The 21,621-nt window shown below is 63.8% G+C and carries 16 protein-coding genes; 3 read left to right on the top strand and 13 right to left on the bottom strand.

Annotation, left to right across the window (positions count from 1 at the left end; translation table 11 throughout):
• The 9 genes from G8767_RS11140 to G8767_RS11100 form a co-directional block, all read right to left on the bottom strand.
• Positions 1 to 1,089 carry a hemolysin family protein gene (locus G8767_RS11140; protein ID WP_095970144.1) on the bottom strand — a complete coding sequence of 363 codons (1,089 nt, stop codon included), beginning with the start codon at positions 1,087 to 1,089 and terminating at the stop codon, positions 1 to 3.
• Positions 1,082 to 2,464 carry a hemolysin family protein gene (locus G8767_RS11135; RefSeq protein ID WP_095970143.1) on the bottom strand — a complete coding sequence of 461 codons (1,383 nt, stop codon included), beginning with the start codon at positions 2,462 to 2,464 and terminating at the stop codon, positions 1,082 to 1,084. Before G8767_RS11135 ends, G8767_RS11140 begins: the two co-directional genes overlap by 8 nt.
• 311 nt (positions 2,465 to 2,775) lie before the next feature.
• Positions 2,776 to 4,212, bottom strand: coding sequence for a GuaB1 family IMP dehydrogenase-related protein (locus G8767_RS11130; RefSeq protein WP_124568593.1), 1,437 nt, complete (start codon positions 4,210 to 4,212; stop codon positions 2,776 to 2,778).
• Positions 4,213 to 4,215: 3 nt separating this feature from the next.
• Complete coding sequence (locus G8767_RS11125) at positions 4,216 to 5,097, bottom strand: DMT family transporter (RefSeq protein WP_095970141.1); 882 nt, start codon at positions 5,095 to 5,097, stop codon at positions 4,216 to 4,218.
• A 4-nt stretch (positions 5,098 to 5,101) separates the two neighbouring features.
• Positions 5,102 to 6,604 (bottom strand): DEAD/DEAH box helicase, encoded by a 1,503-nt coding sequence (locus tag G8767_RS11120; protein ID WP_095970140.1) that lies wholly within the window; start codon positions 6,602 to 6,604, stop codon positions 5,102 to 5,104.
• Between the two features lie 62 nt (positions 6,605 to 6,666).
• Entirely contained in the window at positions 6,667 to 8,124 is a 1,458-nt protein-coding gene (gndA, locus tag G8767_RS11115; protein WP_007730904.1) for an NADP-dependent phosphogluconate dehydrogenase, read from the bottom strand.
• 217 nt (positions 8,125 to 8,341) lie between these two features.
• The gene (locus tag G8767_RS11110) at positions 8,342 to 10,315 is read right to left on the bottom strand and encodes a DEAD/DEAH box helicase (protein WP_166810187.1); all 1,974 of its coding nucleotides are present in this window, start codon (positions 10,313 to 10,315) and stop codon (positions 8,342 to 8,344) included.
• 261 nt (positions 10,316 to 10,576) lie between these two features.
• Positions 10,577 to 11,530: a M56 family metallopeptidase gene (locus G8767_RS11105; RefSeq protein WP_003944922.1), complete on the bottom strand. Its 954-nt coding sequence runs from the start codon at positions 11,528 to 11,530 to the stop codon at positions 10,577 to 10,579.
• Between the two features lie 25 nt (positions 11,531 to 11,555).
• Entirely contained in the window at positions 11,556 to 11,969 is a 414-nt protein-coding gene (locus G8767_RS11100; RefSeq protein ID WP_003944876.1) for a BlaI/MecI/CopY family transcriptional regulator, read from the bottom strand.
• 176 nt (positions 11,970 to 12,145) lie between these two features.
• On the opposite strand from G8767_RS11100, the gene G8767_RS11095 reads away from it, so the two are divergent.
• Positions 12,146 to 14,734, top strand: a complete 2,589-nt coding sequence (locus G8767_RS11095; protein ID WP_166810186.1) for a phosphatidylglycerol lysyltransferase domain-containing protein — start codon at positions 12,146 to 12,148, stop codon at positions 14,732 to 14,734.
• Between the two features lie 10 nt (positions 14,735 to 14,744).
• On the opposite strand, the gene G8767_RS11090 is transcribed toward G8767_RS11095, so the two are convergent.
• Genes G8767_RS11090 through G8767_RS11080 form a run of 3 tightly spaced genes read right to left on the bottom strand, consistent with a single transcriptional unit; the run spans position 14,745 to position 18,147 of the window.
• Positions 14,745 to 15,596, bottom strand: coding sequence for an ABC transporter ATP-binding protein (locus G8767_RS11090; RefSeq protein WP_020907760.1), 852 nt, complete (start codon positions 15,594 to 15,596; stop codon positions 14,745 to 14,747).
• Positions 15,593 to 16,684 carry an iron chelate uptake ABC transporter family permease subunit gene (locus tag G8767_RS11085; RefSeq protein WP_166810185.1) on the bottom strand — a complete coding sequence of 364 codons (1,092 nt, stop codon included), beginning with the start codon at positions 16,682 to 16,684 and terminating at the stop codon, positions 15,593 to 15,595. The genes G8767_RS11090 and G8767_RS11085 overlap by 4 nt, the downstream gene beginning before the upstream one ends.
• Positions 16,681 to 18,147 carry an iron ABC transporter permease gene (locus G8767_RS11080; protein WP_166810184.1) on the bottom strand — a complete coding sequence of 489 codons (1,467 nt, stop codon included), beginning with the start codon at positions 18,145 to 18,147 and terminating at the stop codon, positions 16,681 to 16,683. Before G8767_RS11080 ends, G8767_RS11085 begins: the two co-directional genes overlap by 4 nt.
• Positions 18,148 to 18,343: 196 nt before the next feature.
• Between G8767_RS11080 and G8767_RS11075 the strand changes: the two genes are divergently transcribed.
• Complete coding sequence (locus tag G8767_RS11075) at positions 18,344 to 19,126, top strand: hypothetical protein (RefSeq protein WP_166810183.1); 783 nt, start codon at positions 18,344 to 18,346, stop codon at positions 19,124 to 19,126.
• Between the two features lie 236 nt (positions 19,127 to 19,362).
• Positions 19,363 to 19,791, top strand: a complete 429-nt coding sequence (locus G8767_RS11070; protein WP_003945020.1) for a PaaI family thioesterase — start codon at positions 19,363 to 19,365, stop codon at positions 19,789 to 19,791.
• A gap of 86 nt (positions 19,792 to 19,877) precedes the next feature.
• Here the strand turns inward: G8767_RS11070 and G8767_RS11065 are convergent, their stop codons facing one another.
• Entirely contained in the window at positions 19,878 to 21,293 is a 1,416-nt protein-coding gene (locus G8767_RS11065) for an NAD(P)/FAD-dependent oxidoreductase (RefSeq protein ID WP_166810182.1), read from the bottom strand.
• Between the last annotated feature and the right edge of the window lie 328 nt (positions 21,294 to 21,621).

Raw genomic sequence — 21,621 nt, 5'->3', positions numbered from 1 at the left:
TCAGCTGTTTCTTTGTCCGGGAACAGCATCCGTGCCTCGATGGGTGCCATCGCGGACCGTTCCGACGTACTCCTCGAGCAGATCCTCGAGCGCGACGATACCGATCACGACTCCGTCGGCGTCCGCGACTGCGCCGAGATGAGAGCTCGCCCGACGTAGGCCGGCCAACGCTTCGGCCAGCGGCGTGCTGAGCGGAACGATGGGCAGCGGGCGGATATCCGACGTCGGAACGACGGTGTCCGGCCCGGCGGCTTCGTCGAGCACCTCGTCTAGCACGTCCTTGAGGTGCACGTACCCGGCCAGAGATCCGTCGCTCGCTCGCACCGGGTAACGGGAGTATCCGGTCTCGATGACCGCGCGCTCGATCTCACCCAGTGTTGTTCCCGACGGCGTGAGGGGAATGGTCCGCACCTTGTCGAGAGTGATCAGGACCTCGGAGACGGTGCGATCGGTCGATTCGAGTGCCTGCTTCAATCGCCGGTGTTCTTCGGCGTCGATCAGACCTTCGGATCGCGATTCACCGATCATCGCCGACAACTCCACGGCAGAGACCGTGACGTCGAGTTCGTCCTTCGGCTCGACGCGCAGGAGCTTCAGCACTCCGTTTGCGCAGAGGTTGTAGAACGCGATGATCGGGCGAGCGATCTTGATGAAGGCCAGATGCACGGGAACGAGCAGCATGGCCGTCTTCTCGGGGCCCGCCAACGCGATGTTCTTGGGCACCATCTCGCCGAGCAGGATGTGCAGCACGACGACCAGCGACAGCGCGATCGCAAACGAAATCGGGTGCAGCAATCCATCGGGAAGGCCCACGGCTTCCATCGGCACCTCGAGGAGATGCGCAATGGCAGGCTCGGCGACCTTACCGAGGAGGATCGAGCAGATCGTGATGCCCAGCTGAGCCGCAGCAAGCATCAGCGACAGGTTCTCACCGGCCTTGATGACCGTGAGCGCTCGCTTCTTACCTTGAGCGACCAGTGCCTCGAGGCGGTCACGTCGTGCGGAGATCAGCGCGAACTCCGCACCGACGAAGAATGCGTTGCCGGCAAGCAGCACGACGGTGAGGAGAACACCGAAGAGGTTATTCATCGTCGGACTCCTTCTTGTCGTCGTCTGCGGATTCGGGTTCGACGTAAGCGGGGACCGGCGTGATAGTCACCCGGTCGATACGACGGCCGTCCATGCTGGTCACTCGCGCGATCCACTTGCCACGGGAATCGCCGGACGAGTCGACATCGGGCAACTCCACTTCGTCACCTTCGTCGGGGATGCGCCCCAGTTCGGTGAGCACCAACCCACCGAGGGTGTCGTAGTCGCCTTCGGGGGCGGTGTATCCCGTCGCCGACGTGACCTCGTCGATGCGCAAGAGCCCGGAGCACGACCATCCGTCGCCGACGCGTTGTACGTCGAGTTCGGGTTCGTCGTGTTCGTCGCGCACGTCGCCGACGATTTCCTCGATGAGGTCTTCCATCGTGACGATGCCGGCTGTTCCGCCGTATTCGTCGACGACAAGAGCGACCTGCATGCCGTCGGAGCGGATCCGCTCCATGACGGTGTCTCCGTCCAAGCTCGACGGCACGACCGGAACACGTTGCGCCAGACTGTCGACGCGCGTCGTGCGCCTGCGTTCCGCGGGAACGGTGAACGCGTGCTTGATGTGTACGACGCCGACCGTGTCGTCCAGATCGCCGCGGACGACGGGGAAGCGCGAGTAGCCGGTCCGCGACGCCGTCACGATGAGGTCTGCGACGGTGTCCGAGAGTTCCAGCGATTCGATCTTCACTCGCGGAGTCATCAGTTCTTCTGCGGTGCGGTCACCGAACTGCAGTGAACGGTCGACGAGCATCGCCGTGCCCTTGTCGATGGACCCGCGCTGCGCGGACGTACGCACGAGTGACCCGAGTTCCTGCGGTGATCGCGCGGAGCGCAACTCTTCCGCGGGTTCGATGCCCAGGCGTCGCACGATCCAGTTGGCGGTTCCGTTGAGGCCGTTGATGGCCCACCGGAAGATCAGCGAGAAGCCTGCCTGCAGACCCGCAGTCGCGCGAGCAGTGGGCATCGGCTTGGAGATTGCGAGGTTCTTCGGTACGAGCTCACCGAAGATCATGGAGAACGAGGTCGCAAGAACCAGCGCCAAGATCAAAGACGTTGTGGAAGCGGCGGATTCACCGAGTCCGACGGCCTTCGCGACCGGCGTGATGAACCGCGCCAGAACGGGCTCGGCCAGGTAACCGGTGATCAGGGTGGTGATCGTGATGCCGAGTTGGGCACCGGAGAGCTGGAACGAGAGCGTCTTGTGCGCGTGTTGAACCTGACGCGAGCGTCGGTCGCCGTCGCGAGCGGCTTCGTCGACGGTGCTGCGCTCGAGAGCAGTCAGCGAGAATTCGGCCGCCACGAAGAGGGCGGTGCCTGCAGTCAGCGCGATGAAGCCGAAGAGGCTGAGAATGGTGAAAACGATGTCCATGTGTCATCGCCACCTGAGGTGTGCACGGGGGCCGCCGGGTTTGTCTCCCGGCTCGCTAGAGGAGCCCTCCGAACCGGCGGAATCAGACGATTCCTCGGATAAAATGACGGGTGTAGCGCCGGGTAAGTGTGTGGGTGCCTCGGGCACCGGGTTCCTCTCGTCAGAGCCGAGGATTTCTCGGCTGTAGCGGGCTCGGTCGGGTCGCCGAAGGGCACCCGACCGAGTTTTATTTCTTGTTTACGGATCCAATGATACCGGCGGGTGCCCGGGAGTAGGGACCCGAGCACCCGCCGACTGTCACAGAACGTGGTTCACCAACCCGACGGGAGTGGCCGTCCTTCGGCGAATCCGGCGGCGGACTGAACACCGAGAACCGCCTTCTCGTGCAGCTCTTCGAGTGAGCGTGCACCCGCGTACGTGCAGGTACTGCGCACGCCGGAACAAATCTGATCGATCAGGTCCTCGACTCCGGGGCGCTCGGGATCGAGACGCATCCGCGAACTCGAGATGCCTTCCTCGAACAATCCCTTACGGGCGCGATCGAAAGCAGTTTCGGTGGCTGTGCGAGCGGCAACAGCGCGCTTGGAAGCCATACCGAAGCTCTCCTTGTACGCGTTGCCCGCCTGATCGACTTTGAGGTCGCCGGGGGACTCGTACGTGCCGGCGAACCACGAGCCGATCATGACGTTCGACGCGCCCGCCGCGAGGGCGAGGGCAACGTCGCGAGGGTGGCGAACGCCGCCGTCGGCCCAGACGTGCTTGCCGAGCTCGCGCGCCGCAGACGCACATTCCGCGACGGCCGAGAACTGTGGGCGTCCGACGCCGGTCATCATGCGGGTCGTGCACATGGCACCCGGCCCGACTCCAACCTTGACGATGTCCGCGCCGGCAGCGATCAGATCACGGGTGCCCTGTGCCGAGACCACGTTGCCGGCGACCAACGGAACGCCGAGGTCGAGCGCCTTGAGCGTGGTCAGCGCATCGATCATTCTCTGCTGGTGACCGTGCGCCGTGTCGACGACGATCACGTCGGCACCGGCGTCGACGAGTGCCTTGGCCTTGGCGCCCACGTCGCCGTTCACACCGACCGCCGCAGCGACCCGGAGTGCGCCGCGCTCGTCGACTGCAGGGTCGTAGATGCCGGCACGAATCGCGCCGGTGCGGGTGAGGACGCCGGCAAGAGTGCCGTCTTCGTTGACGATGACCGCGAGCGGATCGTGCTTGGCTTCGAGGAGTTCGAACACCTCGCGCGGCGTCGCGGTGACCGGGGCTGTGACGAAGTCGGTGATGGCGACCGAGCGCAGACGCGTGAACCGGTCGACGTCAGCGCACGCGGCCTCGGTGACCACGCCGAGTGGCTTGCCCTCTTCGACCACCACGACGGCGCCGTGTGCACGCTTGGGAAGCAGCGCCAGCGCGTCGGAGACGGCGTCGTCCGGACTCAACGTGACCGGCGTGTCGGCGACGAGGTGGCGGCTCTTGACGAACGCCACGGTCTCGGCGACGGCTTCGGTGGGGACGTCCTGCGGAATGATGACCAGTCCGCCGCGGCGGGCAACTGTCTCGGCCATACGGCGGCCGGCGACTGCCGTCATATTGGCGACGACGACAGGAATGGTGGTTCCGGATCCGTCGGAAGAAGTGAGATCGACGTCGAACCGGGAGGTGACCTCTGTCCGGTTAGGGACGAGAAAAACGTCGTCGTAGGTCAGGTCGTATGGGGGGCGTTGCCCTTCGAGGAACTGCACGTTTCACGAGCCTACCGTCGATTCCGCCGTGGCGCCCTCGGTATCGCGCGCTTGCGAGCGGGAGAGAGCGATCGTGGTCATGATCATGACGGCGACGGCGCACCCGATGAGAGCAATTCCGGGACCGTCCACGCGGAGGCGTTCGTCCAGCACCGTCATCCCCAGGAAGATGGCTGCGATCGGTTCGCCAATCGTCAGGGCGGGTAGCGACGCCGACAGCGGTCCGACCTGGAAGGCGCGTTGCTGGAGGTAGACCCCGATGGCGCCCGAGGCGATCAGCGCCCAGGTCTGCCACGCCGAAATCACTCCGACGACGCCGTGTCCGAGTAGGTCGGTGACGTACTTGGTGAATGCGACCGCCACACCGTAGAAGATGCCGGCCGCGGAGCCGAGAAGCAGTGCGCGCCAACCGCCGTCGAGTTTCGACAGGCCGCCGATGGTCGCAATCACGGCGACTGCGACCGTGATCGTCAGGGGTACAGCCCAATCCGACCACGGTGCATTGCTGTCGCCCTCGGTGGGATCGCCGACCACGAGGAAGATCGCCAACGAAATCGCGAGCATGATCGCAAGTGACCACGCCGAACGGGTGATGCGGATTCCCGAGAACTTGGCCGAGAGCGGCAGAGCAAACAGGAGCGAGGTGACGATCAGCGGCTGCACCACCAACACCGAACCCAACGACAGTGCAACGGCCTGCATGACGTAACCGCCGCCGTCACCGATCAATCCGGCCCACCACCGAGGACTCCGGATCAGCGACGCCACCAACGCCTCGCCTTCGGGAACCGCCGACGCTGCCCGCTGCTGAGCGACCGAAGCGCACGCGAAGAGCAGTGCAGCGAGAAGTGCGCAGAGAACCGAGATCAGTGGAAGATCACCCATGTCCTCAGTGTGCGCGCTTGCCCGCCCGATTTCCGGCAGACGGCTTTCCTGCGCCGGGTGCGCCGCGACGCGGGGTCAAACCCTTGGACGCCAGACGCTCCGAACGAGTCGGGACCGGGGTGCCGTCCGCACGGATCTTCTTCACACTCTTGGGATCGGTGACCCGACGCGAGGAGGCGGCTCGTTTGTCGCCGTCCTTCTTCATCCGGCCTCCGGCAGCGGTCCGGCCTGCAGTGTCGTGTTCCTGACGGCCACGCTTGGCGGTGTGCTTGACGGCGACCGTCGTATCGGGAGCCTCGACCGGAATTCCCGTCGGTTCCATCGCTCCGGTGATGCGCGTGAGTTCCAGATCGTCCGGACGAACCCGCACACCGTGAACCTTGATGCCTGCCTGCTTGGTCAACTTCTCGACCGCATCACGTTCTTCGTCGGTGACGATGGTGACGACGACGCCCGATTCGCCGGCGCGTGCCGTCCGGCCGGCCCGGTGCAGGTAGTCCTTCGCCTCCGCCGGGGGATCGACGTGAACCACGAGCGTCACGTCGTCCACATGGATTCCGCGGGCTGCCACATCGGTGGCGACCAGGACAGGAGTTGTCCCGTCGGAGAACGACGCGAGAGTCTTGGTCCGGTTGTTCTGTGTCTTGCCGCCGTGCAGAGCCCCGGCCGAGACACCGATCAAATGCAGTTGCTGCGCAAGACGATCCACGCCGTGCTTGGTCTTGACGAACATGATGGTCCGCCCCGCCCGTGAAGCGATATGTGCGACAACGGATCTCTTGTCGTCACGATCGACGAAGAGCAGGTGATGCTCCATGGTCGAGACGGTGGCAACCGGGGGAGCCGTCGAGTGCGATGCCGGATTGCGCAGGTAACCCGCGACCAGATCGTCGACCTTGCCGTCGAGGGTTGCCGAGAAGAGAAGACGCTGACCATCTTTCGGTGTCGTGTCGAGAATCTTCGCGACCTCGTCGATGAAACCCATGTCTGCCATGTGGTCGGCTTCGTCGATGGTCGTGATCACCACGTCGTCGAGAATCACCGACTTCTGCTCGAGTAGGTCGAGTAGACGGCCTGGGGTCGCGATGAGTAGATCGACACCTCTGGTCAGGATGTCTGCCTGGCGCTTGATCGGAACGCCACCGACCGCATTGGCCACACGCAAACCGATCTCGGTAGCGGCGTCGTCGAGTGCTTTGTGAATCTGGATCGCCAGTTCGCGGGTGGGAGCGAGCACCAAACCGCGCGGACGATTCCGCTTGCTGGCCCCGCCCTTGAGGCGCACCAACATCGGAAGCCCGAAGGCCAAGGTCTTTCCGGAACCCGTCGCGCCGCGCCCGAGAACATCCCGGCCGGCAAGGACGTCAGGGATGGTGGCCGACTGAATGGGGAAGGGAGCGTCGATGCCGTTTCGGCGCAACGCGTGCACCATCACGGCGGGGATTCCGAGGTCGACGAACGAACGCCCTTCGGTCGAGGTGGGCGAGTCGATCGTCGATTCCTGCATTTGTCCAGGCTACCGGGTATCGGTAGAGGCAGATGACCGCAACTACCGATACCCGCTGTGAATCAGGCCTCGATTTCGCTGCGGTCACCGCTCCACAGCGTGTGGAACTTGCCCGGCTTGTCGATGCGCTCGTAGGTGTGCGCGCCGAAGAAGTCGCGCTGACCCTGAGTCAGGGCAGCCGGCAGACGCTCCGCACGCAGACCGTCGTAGTACGAGAGCGAGGATGCGAACGCCGGTACCGGAATGCCGAGCATCGTCGCGGTTGCGACCACGCGGCGCCAGCTGTCGATGCCTGCCTCGATGGCCTCGCGGAAGTACGGCGCCAGGATCAAGCTCGGCAGGCTCGGATCTGCGTCGAACGCATCCTTGATGCGGTTGAGGAACTGCGCACGGATGATGCAGCCACCGCGCCAGATCGTTGCCAGGTCGGCAGGCTTGAGGTTCCAGTCGTACTCGGCGCTGCCGGCAGCGATCTGATCGAAGCCCTGCGCGTATGCCACGATCTTCGATGCGTACAGCGCTGCCTGGATGTCGGCGGCGAACTGCTCGGCGTCAGCAGGCTTGTCGCCGAGAGAACCGGCAGCCAGACCCTGCGCCTGAGCTGCGGCGCGCTGGTTGCGGCTACCGGACAGTGCGCGAGCAAACACGGCCTCGGCGATACCGGTGACCGGTACACCCAGATCGAGAGCGGACTTGACCGTCCAGCGGCCGGTGCCCTTCTGCTCGGCAGCGTCGACGATGACGTCGACCAACGGCTTGCCCGTCTCGGCGTCGACCTGGCGGAGCACCTCGGCGGTGATCTCGATCAGGTAGGACTCGAGCGTGCCCTTGTTCCACTCGGTGAAGACGTCCGCGACCTGACCGGCGTCGTAGCCCAGCGCGTCACGGAAGAGGTTGTACGCCTCGCCGATGAGCTGCATGTCGGCGTACTCGATGCCGTTGTGCACCATCTTGACGAAGTGACCGCTGCCGTCGGGGCCGATATGCGTGCAGCACGGGGTGCCGTCGACGTGAGCGGAGATGGACTCGAGAAGCGGGCCGAGAGCCTCGTACGACTCCTTCGGGCCGCCGGGCATGATCGACGGGCCGTTGAGTGCGCCTTCCTCGCCACCGGAGATACCAGCGCCGACGAAGTGCAGTCCGCGGGCGCGGATCGCTGCTTCACGACGGATCGTGTCGGTGTACAGCGAGTTGCCGCCGTCGATGATGATGTCGCCGGGCTCCATGGCGTTCGCGAGCTCTTCGATGACAGCATCGGTCGGGGCGCCTGCCTTGACCATGATCAGAACGCGTCGCGGCTTCTGCAGTGCGGCAACAAACTCTTCGACGGTCTCGGTGCGCACGAAATCGCCCTCGGAACCATGCTCGGCGATCAAAGCATCGGTCTTCGCGATGCTGCGGTTGTGCAGGGCAACGGTGTGACCGTGGCGGGCGAAATTGCGGGCAATATTCGAACCCATGACGGCCAGGCCGGTGACGCCGATCTGAGCCCGGGGTGATTCGGTGCTAGTGGTTGACATGCTTACAGCTTTCCCTCTCGGTCCGCGGCTGTGAAATCCTGCGCTGTGCGCAGCCGGAAACTGTGCGGCCGCGACGCGCGTGAACATCAGACCGTGCATACAAAACACGGATGCAGATCACTTTAATTGCAGTGACCTGCATCCGTCTCGATACAGCTTCCGGCGCAGCCGGAAGGTTCTCAGTGTTCAGTTGTCGAGCCGCAGCTCAGCGTAGGTATTACCGCTGATCGCGCTTCGGGCCGTCGAATCCGTCATAGCTACGACGGTCGGTGCGGCTGCGGAATCCACCACCACTGGTCGAGGCTGCGCGGTTGTCGCCACCGTCACGATTGCCCTGGTATCCACCGGAGGAGCGGTTGCCCTGGTAACCGGTCGAGGGGCGGCTGTCGCGATCACCGTACGAGCGGTTGTTGTCGCGGTTGCCCTGGTAGCCACCACCGGAAGAGCGGTTGCCCTGGTATCCGCCGCGGCTCTCGCCGTCGCGGCTTCCCTGGTAGCCACCACCGGAAGAGCGGTTGCCCTGGTAGCCCGTCGACGGGCGACTGTCGCGGTCTCCGTAGGACGGGCGGCTGTCGCGGTTGCCCTGGTAACCACCGCTGGAGCGGTCACCCTGGTATCCGCCGGAAGAACGGTTGCCCTGGTAGCCGCCGCGGCTCTCGCCGTCACGGCTTCCCTGGTATCCACCCGACGAGCGGTTTCCTTGGTATCCGGTCGAGGGGCGGCTGTCGCGGTTGCCCTGGTAACCACCGCTGGAGCGGTCACCCTGGTATCCGCCGCGGCTCTCGCCGTCACGGTTGCCCTGGTAGCCACCACCCGAAGAGCGGTTGCCCTGGTATCCGCCGGAGGAGCGGTTGCCCTGGTAGCCGCCGCGGCTTCCGCCACGATCACCGAAGGAGCGCTCGCCACGAGAAGAGCTCTCGCGCAACGGTTCTCCGGTCGGCTTCTTGGCGCCGGTGATGCGTGCCAGTTCAGCAGAACCCGGGGTGACGGCAACGGCTGCGGCGTTGACGCCGGCCATTCCGGTCAAACGCTTGAACTGACGCTTCTGGTTGGGCAGCACGATGGCGACAACGGTGCCCTTCTCGCCGGCGCGCGCGGTACGACCTGCGCGGTGCAGGTAGTCCTTGTGATCGGCCGGGGGATCGACGTGAACGACGAGGTCGATGCCGTCGACGTGGATTCCGCGCGCTGCGACGTCCGTCGCGACGAGGACCGGGGTGCGGCCGTTCTTGAAACGCTCGAGGACGCGGGTGCGCTGGTTCTGGGCCTTGCCGCCGTGAAGCGACTCGGCAGCGATACCGACTGCACGGAGGCGGTCGGTGATTCCCTCGCAACCGAGCTTGGTGCGGGCGAACATGATCGTGCGTCCGTCGCGGGCACCGATCTCGGCGAGGACGGAATCCTTCTGTCCACGGTCGACGAGGAGGACGTAGTGCTCCATCGTGTCGACGCTCGCGCGGCCGTCTTCGGTGGAGTGGGTGACGTGGTTGGCCAGGAACTGACGAACCAGCGACTGGACCTCACGGTCGAGGGTTGCCGAGAACAGCAGGCGCTGTCCGTCTGCGGGGGTCTCACCGAGGATCGAGCGAACCTCCGGCAGGAAGCCCATGTCCGCCATCTGGTCGGCTTCGTCTAGTGCGGTGATTTCCACCGAGTCGAGGATGCAGGTGCCCTGACGCAGGTGGTCGCCGAGACGACCCGGCGTTGCGACGAGGACGTCGACGCCGCGGCGAAGCTGATCGACCTGCTTGGCGAAGGGCGTTCCACCGACAGCGGGACGAACCGTGAGTCCGAGTGCGCCGGCGTAGGAGTTCAGGGAGTCGACCACCTGGAAAGCAAGCTCACGGGTGGGGACGAGCACGAGAGCGCGGGGACGCTTGGCGGCCGGGCGATCTTCGTGGCGCGAGAGGCGGGTCAGCATCGGCAGGCCGAAGGCGAGAGTCTTGCCCGATCCGGTCTGTGCGCGGCCGAGAACGTTGGTTCCGGCGAGCGCGTCCGGGATGGACTGCGCCTGAATGGGAGACGGAACGGTGATGGAGTTGCGCGCCAATGCGGCAACAAGCTGCTCGGGCAGGCCGATCTCGGCGAAGGTGATACCCGGCTCGGTGGCGACTGCTTCTTCGGCAGCGGGGGTGTTGACGGTGGGGTCTTCGATGTTCTCGGAAGACGACATTTGGACAGCGTTGGTCACGCGGAAACCTCTCCGGACTACGGGCACGTCGCGGAGCGGAAGAAGCCATGCTGAAATACACGACACAGTTCGCAAAGGGACGAGCCAGGGCACATGTCACCTGGCAATCCGAACGCATACTGCGGGGAATTGGGCTGTGTGCCGTTATATGTTGACGGACCACGATGGTGGCCGTGGTCCACTCTACGCCACCGGCGACACCGAAGTCAGGTAACCCCGCCTGTGACCTGCACTACTACACGCGGTTGCGCTGGTCAAGACTCAGTATGCGTTGAAAAGCAGGCGAAGTTCGGTGAGCCAGGGCACTGCTACCGCCACGGTGGGCACCACAAGAATTGCGACCGCCCCCAGATACGCAAAAACTGCGATCCGAGGATCGGCATCGTCGGCGGAGAGGCGCTGCACTCGAATGAGCGTCGACGGACCACCTGCTGCCATCGCTCCGCGGGGTGCTGTCGATCCGGCACACGCGACCAGGGCTCGCGCCAGGGGAGTAGGGCCGGTGGCGCGCACAGCTGAATCGTCGGCGAGCAACTCCACCAGGAGCTGTACCGATCCCAGAGCCGACTTGCTACGGACGAAACGGGGAAACGCGTGATTGACGGCGGTGAACGCCTCGAGTACCAGGTCGTGACGCGCCCGCAGATGTGAGCGTTCGTGCGTCAGGATGGCCTTGACCTCGGCATGATCGAGGTTCTGCAAAGTGCCTTGACTGAGAACCACGCGTTGGCGCAGGCCCGGTAGGCAGTAGGCGATCGGTTCGTCCACGTCCAACACTCGCAGGTCGGGTGTGCGTTCCACCGACGCGGGCATGGCACAGTCGTCGAGAAGGTCTACCAAGACGCGGTGCCGTGCACGGCGTCGTCGGGTCCTGACCGCGACCTGGATGATCGAGAAGATCAGCTTGGCGCCGATCAGGAGCGTCAGAGCAAAAACAACCACGTACAGAATCCACAGTGGCAACCCGAGTGCATCGATCTCGGCGGTCGGAGCCGTCGTCGGCCTACCGTCGGCGCCGGGAACGAGCAGCTGGCTGGCAATGGCCAGGCCCGAGCTGAATGCCGACAACACCGCAGCAATTGCGACGGCTTGCCACAGAACCAAAGCCGCGCGTGGAGCGCGGTAAGGCCACGTGGAGCGGCTCAGGAGTGCGGGAACCGGACCGGCCAGCAACAAGGCAAGCAGTCCGAAAACCAGTGCAGTAGTGGCGTTCATGTCCTACACATCATGCACGACGAAATCAGTTCGGCCTAGAAATTCCGGGCTGCGCAGCCTTTTTCGCGGACTCGCGCACCTCGAGGGCAGCAAGAGCTTCGCGGAGAGCATCGGCTTCGTCTGCATTGACCTGTCCCACGAAGTGGACAAGTGCCGCAGCGCGTCCGCCGGACTCGGGAGCCTGAGCCAGTGCGTCGACCATCAGGCTCGCGACCAGTTCTTCGCGCTTGTTGACGGGAAGATAGCGATGCGCGCGATCGTCACGCTGCTGAATCACCAGATGCTTCTTCGCCAGGCGCTGCAGAACGGTCATCACCGTCGTGTACGCCAATTCGCGATGCGTCGCGAGTGCCTCATGCACCTGTCGCACAGTTTGCGGTTCCGATGTGGACCACAAATGATCCATCACCGCGCGTTCGAGTTCACCTAGACCTGCCATTCTTCGATTCTACGGACTTCCACGACGAAATACGTACTACTGGTAGTAGTAACCGTCTCCGCAGGGGTGTGGTATTGGCCATAGTGATCTGCATGACGGTTACGGTGGTGTGAGTAGACAGAAATGCCGATACTGGGCAAGCCCACAGTCGATCCGCAGAAAGTAGCCGCACGTAGATGACGATCGACAGTTCGCCGGGCACCACAGAATCGACATCACGGATACGGGCACTTGCGCAGAAGGCTGCCGACATCGTTCGTTTCGGCATCCGCGATGCACCGTTGACGGTCGTCCTCCTTCTCACCATGTGGATCCTGGGTGCTGCCACCGGCAGCCTCGTACACGGACCGTCCCGCGATCTCGAGCACACGATCGGTGCGGGAATGGGTTCGATCCAGCACGGACGTATCTGGACTCCGCTCACCTCTGCTCTGTGGGCAGGAAACCTGCTCGGGTACATCGGTGCGAGTGTGCTCCTGATCGCTGTCGCGGCACCCCTCGAGCGGCGGATGGGAACGGTCAAGCTCGCAATTGCCGGAGCGAGCACCCAGATTCTCGGTGTTCTCCTCGGACTCGGCTGGGCTTCGTTCGTGAAGGTGTTCGACTCCAACTGGGGATTCCGCCTACACGTCGGCTCTGCTGTCGGCGCGAGTGCGTGGATCGTCGGCGCCGCGATGGCCGCCAGCTCGAACATGGGCACTTTGTGGCGTCGACGCATCCGCGTCGGCACCCTGGCCTTGACCATCACCTTGGCGTTGTTCAGCGGCCAGCTGCAAGACGTCATCAGGTTCTTCGCCGCCGTCGTAGGGCTGGTGATCGGGCAGTGGATCGTGGGACGGTCGGCTCGCGGCGAGCGCATCGCCGGGACCCAGCGGGAAGGTCGCGTTCTCGTCGCCATCGTCGTGGCGGCCAGTGCGATCGGACCGATGATCGCCGCGCTGTCCCCGCAAGCGGTGGGCCCACTCGCCGTGCTGCGGGATCTCTTCCGCGGCGTTCCCTGGACGGTCGCAGAAGTTCGCGAGCTGTGCGCAGAGTCGGCGTCGGATCCGGACTGCCGACGCGGACTACTGGAGCTGAGACTTTCGGGCATCGGGCCGACTCTGCTCTCGTTGATGCCGTCGATTTTCGTTCTGGTATTGAGTGACGGGCTCCGTCGAGGCCGAAGATTCGCCTGGATTGCGACTGTCTGCGCTCAGGTCGTCCTACTGGTCCTCTCGATCGGGAACTTCGTCATCAGGTTCGTCGACGCCGTGGACAGCGACAGCCTGTTCTACGGAATCAGTGATCCGAACGTGTACCGCACTCTGGTGCCGTTCCTGACGCCGCTGTTCGTGCTGATCCTGTTGATCTCCACACGTCGATACTTCGACGTGGCGGCACCGGCCAAGACGTACCGGCGTCTGGGCGTTGCGATCGTGGCGTTGCTCGGGGTCCTCGCCCTGATCTACGTGGGCGGCGGAATGCTCGCCAGGCACGGGTTCGACCGCGAGCCGACGGTCGCGATGTTGCTCGCGGACTTCCCTCAGCGCCTTGTACCGCCGGTGTACCTACAGTTGATCGACCCGCGCCTGCTTCCCGTGGACATCGAGTCGACGTTGCTCTTCGAATGGACCGGCGTCGTGTTCTGGGGCGTTGCCGCCGTGTTGGTTTTCGTGAGTTTCCTCAAGCCGGTCAAGACCGCCGATCCCGAAGCCGCCGAACGAGCGCGATCTATGCTGATCGCCGGTACCGGCAGCCCGTTGTCGTGGATGACGACGTGGAAGGGGAACACCTACTGGTTCAGCGCGGACGGTTCGAGTTACGTCGCGTATCGCGTCATCGCCGGCGTTGCTCTCACCACCGGTGATCCGGTCGGTCCTCCCGATCGCATGCGCGCAGCGATCGAGGAGTTCGCCGAGTTCGCGTCGTCGAACGGGTGGATACCGTGCTTCTATTCGGTGACGGACGAGGCGCGCACCATCACCGATTCCATGGGCTGGAGCGGTCTACAGGTCGCCGAGGAAACGGTCCTCGATCTGGGCGGAATCGCGTTCACGGGCAAGCGGTTCCAGGACGTGCGCACCGCTCTGAACCGGGCGAAGAAGTCCGGTATCTCCGCCGAGTGGATTTCCTTCCCTCATGCACCTCTCGCGATCAAGGATCAGATCGTCGCGATCTCGGAAGAATGGGTAGCGGACAAGGGGATGCCCGAGATGGGATTCACCCTCGGGGGACTCGACGAGGTCGACGACGAACAAGTGCGGTGCCTGATTGCCGTCGACGAGGATCGCACCGTGCACGGTGTCACGTCATGGCTACCGGTGTACCGCGACGGCAAAGTCGTCGGCTGGACCCTCGACTTCATGAGGCGACGCTCCGAAGGGTTCCGTCCCGCGATGGAGTTCCTCATCGCTTCCGCTGCACTCAAATTGGAGGAGGAGGGCGTCGAGTTCCTCAGTCTGTCCGGCGCGCCGTTGGCGACCATTGCCGGCGACTCCGGTACGGACTCAGCCTCGACCAACGCAGACGAACCTGAGGCCACGACCTTCTCGGCAATGATGGACAGCGTGCTCGACCTACTCGGTCGCACCCTGGAACCGGTGTACGGATTTCGATCGCTGTTGGCCTTCAAATCGAAGTTCCAGCCTCGGTACGTGCCGATGCACATGACTTTCGCCGATCCAGCCGCGTTGCCGAGCATCGGCAACGCGGTCGGACGGGCATACCTGCCGACCGTGACGATCGGTCAAGGTTTCAAACTCGTTCGGACGATTCTGGGTCGCTGATTCGCGATCGTCACGCAGGCTTTGCCGGCCCGCCGACGGCGCCGAACACGTGCCGGGTGCCGATCGGGACGATCAGCGGCCGATCCGAAACGGGATCGTCGATAACGGCAGCTTCGAGACCGAACACCTCGAGCAGAAGTTCCGCGGAAATGATGTCTTTGGGGACACCTGAAGCGACGACGGCGCCGTCGCGCATCACGATCAGATGATCGCTGTATCGGACCGCGAGATTGAGGTCGTGCAGAACCATCACCACCGTGCGCCCCATTTCCTCGTGGAGTTGATCCACCAGGTCGAGGACTTCCATCGAATGCGCAAGGTCGAGGTACGTGGTGGGCTCGTCGAGGAGCAGGATGTCGGTTCCCTGGGCGAGAGCCATCGAGATCCAGGCTCGCTGACGCTGGCCGCCGGACAATTGATCGACCGGCCGATCAGCGAGGTCGGAGACACCGGTCAGCTCCAGTGCTTCCGCGACCTCGCCCTCGTCGTCCGCGGACCACTGCCGAATCCACGACTGGTGCGGGTGGCGTCCACGCGAGACCAGATCGGCGACAGTGAGTCCTTCGGGCGCAACCGGAGTCTGGGGGAGCATGCCGAGCACCCGGGCGACTTCCTTGGTCTTCATCGAACTGATCGCCTTGCCGTCGAGGATGACCGATCCACCCTTGGGCTTGAGGAGACGACCGAGCGCACGGAGAAGTGTCGACTTGCCGCAACCGTTTGGTCCGATGACCGTCGTGATCACGCCGGTGGGGATCTCGAGATCGAGTCCGTCGACGATGATGCGATCCCCGTACCCGAGCGTCAGATTCTGCGCGACGAGACGCGAAGGAGCGTCGGTGGACTGGGCGATGGTGGTCATGCTGTGACCTTCCGATTGTTACGAACCAACAGGTAGAGCAAGAACGGGCCGCCCAGAGCGGAAGTCACGATTCCGACAGGGAGTTCCACAGGCAGAATTGTTCGAGCGATGACGTCACTGCCGACTACCAGTACAGCACCGGTCAGTGCGGAAGCCACGATGGGCGGGCCGGCCGAGCGCACCAGGCGCATGGCAACCTGTGGCGCCGCCAAAGCGACAAAGCCAACCGGACCTGCTGCTGCGGTCGCGATGGCGGCCAGTGCCACGGCGGAAAGCAACAGTTTGGCCTGCGATGATTGCAAGCGAACACCGAGTGAGGTGGCGTTGTCGTCGCCCAACCGCAGCGCTCCCATGGTGAACGAGGCGATCACCGCGTAGCCGCCGACTACTGCGACGGCGATCGCGACGGGCCACATCTGATTCCACGTGGCACCGTTGAGCGAGCCGTTGAGCCACACCTGTGCGCGGGAGGCGTCGTTGATGTCCGCCGAGATGAGCAGCCATCCCGTCGCTGCAACCAGCATGGCGTTGATGCCGATACCGATCAGGATGAGGCGGAAACCCTCTACACCTTTGCGCCACGCCAAGGCGTAGATCACCACAGCTGTCAGCAGACCGCCACAGAGCGCAGCCAACGGAATGCCCAGTGTGGCAAGTATTCCCACGAACGAGCCACCGCCACCGAGGACGATGAGAGCAACCGCGGCAGCACTCGATCCGGCCGTGATTCCGAGGATGTCCGGGCTGGCGAGGGCATTGCGGGCAATCGTCTGGGTGACTGCACCGGCAATGCCCAGTGCCATACCGATGAAGAGGGCGGTGAGCGACCGCGGAAGTCGAAGGTCGAAGACGATCAGGTTCTGCGTCTTGCTTCCATTGCCGAGCAGTACGGAAATGACGTCGGGGATCGAGATCGGGTAGTCGCCACGTCCGATGTTGATGCAGAGCAGAAGGAACAGCGCAACTGCGAGGGCACTGCTCACCGACACCGCAAGCGGGCGATAGACCAGCGAGAATCCACCGAGGCGGATCGACTTACGAGAGGGGACGGTCCGGGGGAGTACCCGAAGTTCCTGCTTGAGCGTCACAGACTTGCCAACTTCCTGCGGCGTACGAGAGCGATGAAGAACGGAGCGCCGAAGAGGGCCAGGATGATGCCGACCTGCAACTCACCGGGGCGCACGACCACACGACCGATGATGTCCGCGGTGATCAACATGACTGCACCGAGCAAGCCCGCGTACGGGACCAGCCAGCGGTAGTCGGGTCCGGTGATGGCCCGGGCCACGTGGGGGACCACCAAACCGATGAACGCGATCGGACCACACGCCGCGGTGGCGGCGCCGGTCAGCAGGGTGATCGCGACGATGCCGAGTGTGCGACTGAACGCGATGTTGGTTCCCAAGGCTTTGGCGACGTCTTCACCCAGGCTGAGGACATTGAGCCCCGGCGTACTTGCCAAGGCGATGACCAAACCGAGTATCAGGAAAGGCAGGACCTGCCACAGGACGTCGAACCCGCGCCCGGATACCGAACCGACGACCCAGAACCGGTAGGCGTCCAAGCTGGTCTGGTCGAGGATGATCACGGCGTTGGTCATGGCTTGCAGGAAGAACGCGACGGCCGCGCCCGCCAGAGCCAGACTCAGAGGACTTGCGCCGCCGTTTCCGATCGAGGACAAGCCGAAGACGACGATGCTGGCCACGAAAGATCCTGCGAACGCGAACCAGAGGTACTGACTCGGTGCGGTGAAGCCGAAGAGGTAGATCGCCATGACGACGAAGAACGCTGCGCCTGCGTTGAGGCCGAGTAGACCGGCATCCGCCAACGGGTTACGTGTGTGTCCCTGAATCAGCGCGCCGGCGATACCGAGTGCGATGCCGACAACGAGACCCAGGATGGTTCGCGGAGCGCGCAGGGTCCGCACGATGATGTCGGTCTGGGTGCCGTCAGAACTGAAGATGGCATGGAAGATTTCGGCAAACGTCAACGGCCGAGCGCCCACCGCGATGCTCGCGAGCATGACGAGTGCGAGAAGAACCGTCAGGACCGCGAGACCGATCAGGCGGCGCCGACGAGTTGCCCCGACGCTGTTGTCGCGCGCGAGTTCCTCGAAACCTTCGTCGCGTGCCGTGCTCTCACGGACCACCTCGATTCCGCTTCGATCGAAGGGTCTGCGTAGAGCCCGGCGAACACCGATGGGCTGTTTGGTCTCCGCGTCACGCGTGACCAGTCCGACCCATCCCTTTCCCGAGGTCCGACCCGTGGCACCTTCACGGAATCCGAGGTTCCAGACGAGGAGACCGACGGCGATGGCTATCGCCGTCCCACCGAACACGGCGCGGTCGGCCTCGCCGCCACCGTTGTCATCACGGAGAGACTGAACGATGTACCAGCCGACGAGCAACGGAAGCAGGAACACTCCCGCGTCGAAAAACCCAGCTAGGACACGCATTCGGACAGGAGCCGGGCCGCGCGGCACTATGCGCCGTCCGTACGTCTCGCTGGGTCCTCGGGGATGTCCGTTCCCGAGTGGTTTGGTCATGGTCACTGGCGGTTCGAGCTCCTGGTCTTTGTGCGCAGGGAATTCGCATCTTAGGTTACGGAACCCTATGTGGGTGCGCTCCCCGCGGGGCAAGTTCCTGTGAATATGCGGTGCCCAGCGTCACAGTTCTTTACTCTTGAATTATGGTGAGGCTAACCTACATTAGGAACCACAAGACAACTTCGGCCGATTGGAGTGCACGGTGACCTTCACCTTGACCACCCAGCATGCGGATGTTCGTGAATTCGAACTCCGGTCGAACGCATTGAGCCGCACCAGCGTTCGCCTACGAGCACTCAACCCTGACTATCCTCGCGTCTATGCGGTTGCCGCCATGTCAGGCGAAGGCAAGCGGCGCTGGTGGCAACTGAGTGAGGGTCTGCGCGGGGATCGGGCGCATCAGATGTTCGCCCGTTCACTTCAAGACCTCGACAGTGCTGAAGCTGCCGCGATCCAGGTCGCGACGTCACTCATTCATGCCGTGGTCGGCAGGGTGGCCGCGTCGATCGTCTCCGAGGGGTCCGCATGGGACCCAGGGCTGGAGAACCTGTTCATACACATGGACAGCGACGGTGGAATCGACTGGGCCGGCGTGGTCGACGAGACGCTGCGCGTAGCCCCGAACGGGCGAGAGGCCGGAAGCGACGGCGTCGTCGACATGCCCTGCGAAGAGGCGCTCCTTATTTGGACTGCGCACCGCTGCCTGACATCGCTGCGTGCCATCTACGACGCCGTCTCCCGATGCGCACCCGTCGACCAGTTCCGATTCTGGGGCCTGGTGGGGGAGTCGATCCTGGGCGCAGCCGCTTATGTTCCCATCCTGGCCGGTGAAGGCGAATCCGCAGCACAGCGCCGGGGGCAGGGTCTTCTCGACGCCTTTGTCGCAGCCGGGTTGCCGGTCCGCGCGCGCCGCAAGGTCTCGCTGCGTCCTCGTTGGAACCAATTCGATGAAGGGCTTGCTAAATTAGGTCAGCCTTGCCTATGATTGTGGAACATCTCGCGGAGAGTTGCACACCGCGAGAGTGACGAAACTGCCGGACCGCGCCGGAGTCCTGAGGGCTGCAGAGACTCCCGGTCCTTCCCACGGCGGGTTTCACATCGAATGATGTGAAACCCGCCGGTTCTTTATCCAGACCTGATTCCAAGCTCGAGTTACCTCTCGTGTAATCAGATAGGGAGTGGCAGCCACACCGGCGCCAGAGAATCACAGATGGAGATGGCATGGTCGACACTGCTGAAACCGCAGAGATGATGAAACGCCTCGGAACGGGCTTCGACGCCACCATCGGCCTGGAATACACCGAACTGAGCCCGGACCGTGTGCGGGCACAATGGACCGTCAAGCCCACGCTGCACCAGCCGGCAGGGATCCAGCACGGAGGCGTGTACTGCTCGGTGGTGGAGTCTCTCGCCAGCGTCGGCGGCACCGTGTGGCTGGGCGAGCGAGGCCACGTGGTCGGAGTCAACAACAACACCGACTTCCTGCGCGCAACGCGGGAAGGGACTCTCACCGCAGAAGCCACACCGATTCATCGCGGACGTACCCAGCAACTCTGGGAGGTTCGCATCACCGACGAGAACGACCGACTCGTTTCCAAGGGGCAGGTTCGCCTCGCCAACATCACCGAGGTGGCGAAGATCGGCAACTGACGACACGACAGTCGATCAAATGACGAAGGGCGGCAGTGGAGTTCAACTCCACTGCCGCCCTCGTCATTCGCTCAGATACTGATCGATCAGCCGGCAGCCTTCTGTTGCTTGCCTGCCGTCTTCTTGGTTTCGCCGTTGGAAGCGCCGCCGGACCCCGTCGCTTCCTTGTTCTTCTTCTCCAACTCGCCCATTGCGTTTCGCGCGAAGACCTGCTGCTCGGTGGACGCCATCTGAGCACGGCCACGCCCGAAGAACGTCACTGCCCACGACAAGAGAGTCGAGGCGCGTGAACGGAATCCGACGAGGTACAGGAGGTGAATTGCCAGCCAGGCGACCCACCCGATGAAGCCGCTGATCTCGAGCTTGCCGACTTTCGCCACCGCACTGAAGCGCGAGATGGTTGCCATGCTGCCCTTGTCGAAGTACTTGAACGGAACTCGTTCCGACGGGGACTTACCGTCCAGTGAGGCTTTGATCTGCTTGGCCGCATACTTGCCGCCTTGCATGGCGACCTGCGCCAATCCGGGGAGCTTGTCGAGCGACATCATGTCGCCGATGACGAAGACGTTGGGGTGTCCGGGAATCGACAGGTCAGGATTGACCATGACGCGGCCGGCACGGTCGGTTTCGCCGCCGCTCTGCTCTGCGAGTTGCTTGCCGAGCGGGCTCGCCTGAACTCCGGCGGACCACACCTTGCACTGTGACTCGATACGGCGCAGCGTGCCGTCCTTCTCCTTGATGATCAGACCGTCGTTGTCGACGTCGGTGACCATCGCGTCGAGCTGGATCTCGACGCCGAGCTTCTCGAGCGTCTCGGCCGCCTTGCGGCTGAGCTTCCCGCCGTACACGGGCAACACTGCAGGGGCACCGTCCAGGAGCACGACGCGGGCTTCACGTGGATCGATCTTCCGGAAAGCGCCGTCGAGCGTGCGACGGGAAAGCTCGGCGATCTGTCCGGCCAACTCCACCCCGGTGGGGCCGGCACCGACCACGACGAAGGTGAGCAAACGCGCGCGCTCCGCAGGATCGTCCGACAGCTCGGCCTGCTCGAACGCGCCGAGGATTCGTCCGCGCAGTTCGAGGGCGTCGTCGATCGTTTTCATGCCGGGTGCGAACTCTGCGAACTGATCGTTGCCGAAGTACGACTGACCGGCACCTGCTGCCACGATCAGGCTGTCGAACGGCGTCACGGTGACGCGTTCGAGAAGACGCGAGGTCACCGTCTGGTTCTCGAGATCGATGGTCTCGACCTCGCCGAGCAGGACCTGGGCGTTCTTCTGCTTGCGCAGCACCAGTCTCGTGGCGGGAGCGATGTCGCCGACCGAGAGGATGCCGGTGGCAACCTGATAGAGGAGCGGCTGAAACAGATGGTGGGTTGTACGCGCGATCATCGTGATGTCGGCATCGGCTTTTTTGAGAGCCTGAGTGCCGAACAGTCCTCCGAAGCCGGAACCGATCACCACTACGCGGTGGCGGTGCGGTTCAACCGACTGGATGCTCATTCCGTACTCCTCGAGTTCTAGGCGACAGTCCTACGGTAGTCCCACCGCGCGCGAGCTTCTCTGTGAGCAGCCCGGCAAGCGCAGCCGTGTCCGAATCGATCAAGCAGCCTCGAGTGTGATCACTCCCGATGCGATCTGCTTCGCCGAACCGGGGGTGATCACCACCTTCGTCGAGGTGTTGCTACTGGCGGACCGACAAAATGAACAGCGCGATGCACCCGCCGACGAAAACCAGGATCGACAGTGCCACCGACGCATACCCGACACCCACTCCAATTGCTGCCCAGTCCATGTGCTCAACCTCTCGTGTATTGCAATCTGGGGGTCA

The organism is Rhodococcus sp. IC4_135 (assembly GCF_011602025.1).
Classification (GTDB): domain Bacteria; phylum Actinomycetota; class Actinomycetes; order Mycobacteriales; family Mycobacteriaceae; genus Rhodococcus_F; species Rhodococcus_F baikonurensis.
The sequence above is the reverse complement of the archived record's forward strand: the minus strand, read 5'-3'. Positions and strand labels throughout refer to the sequence as shown.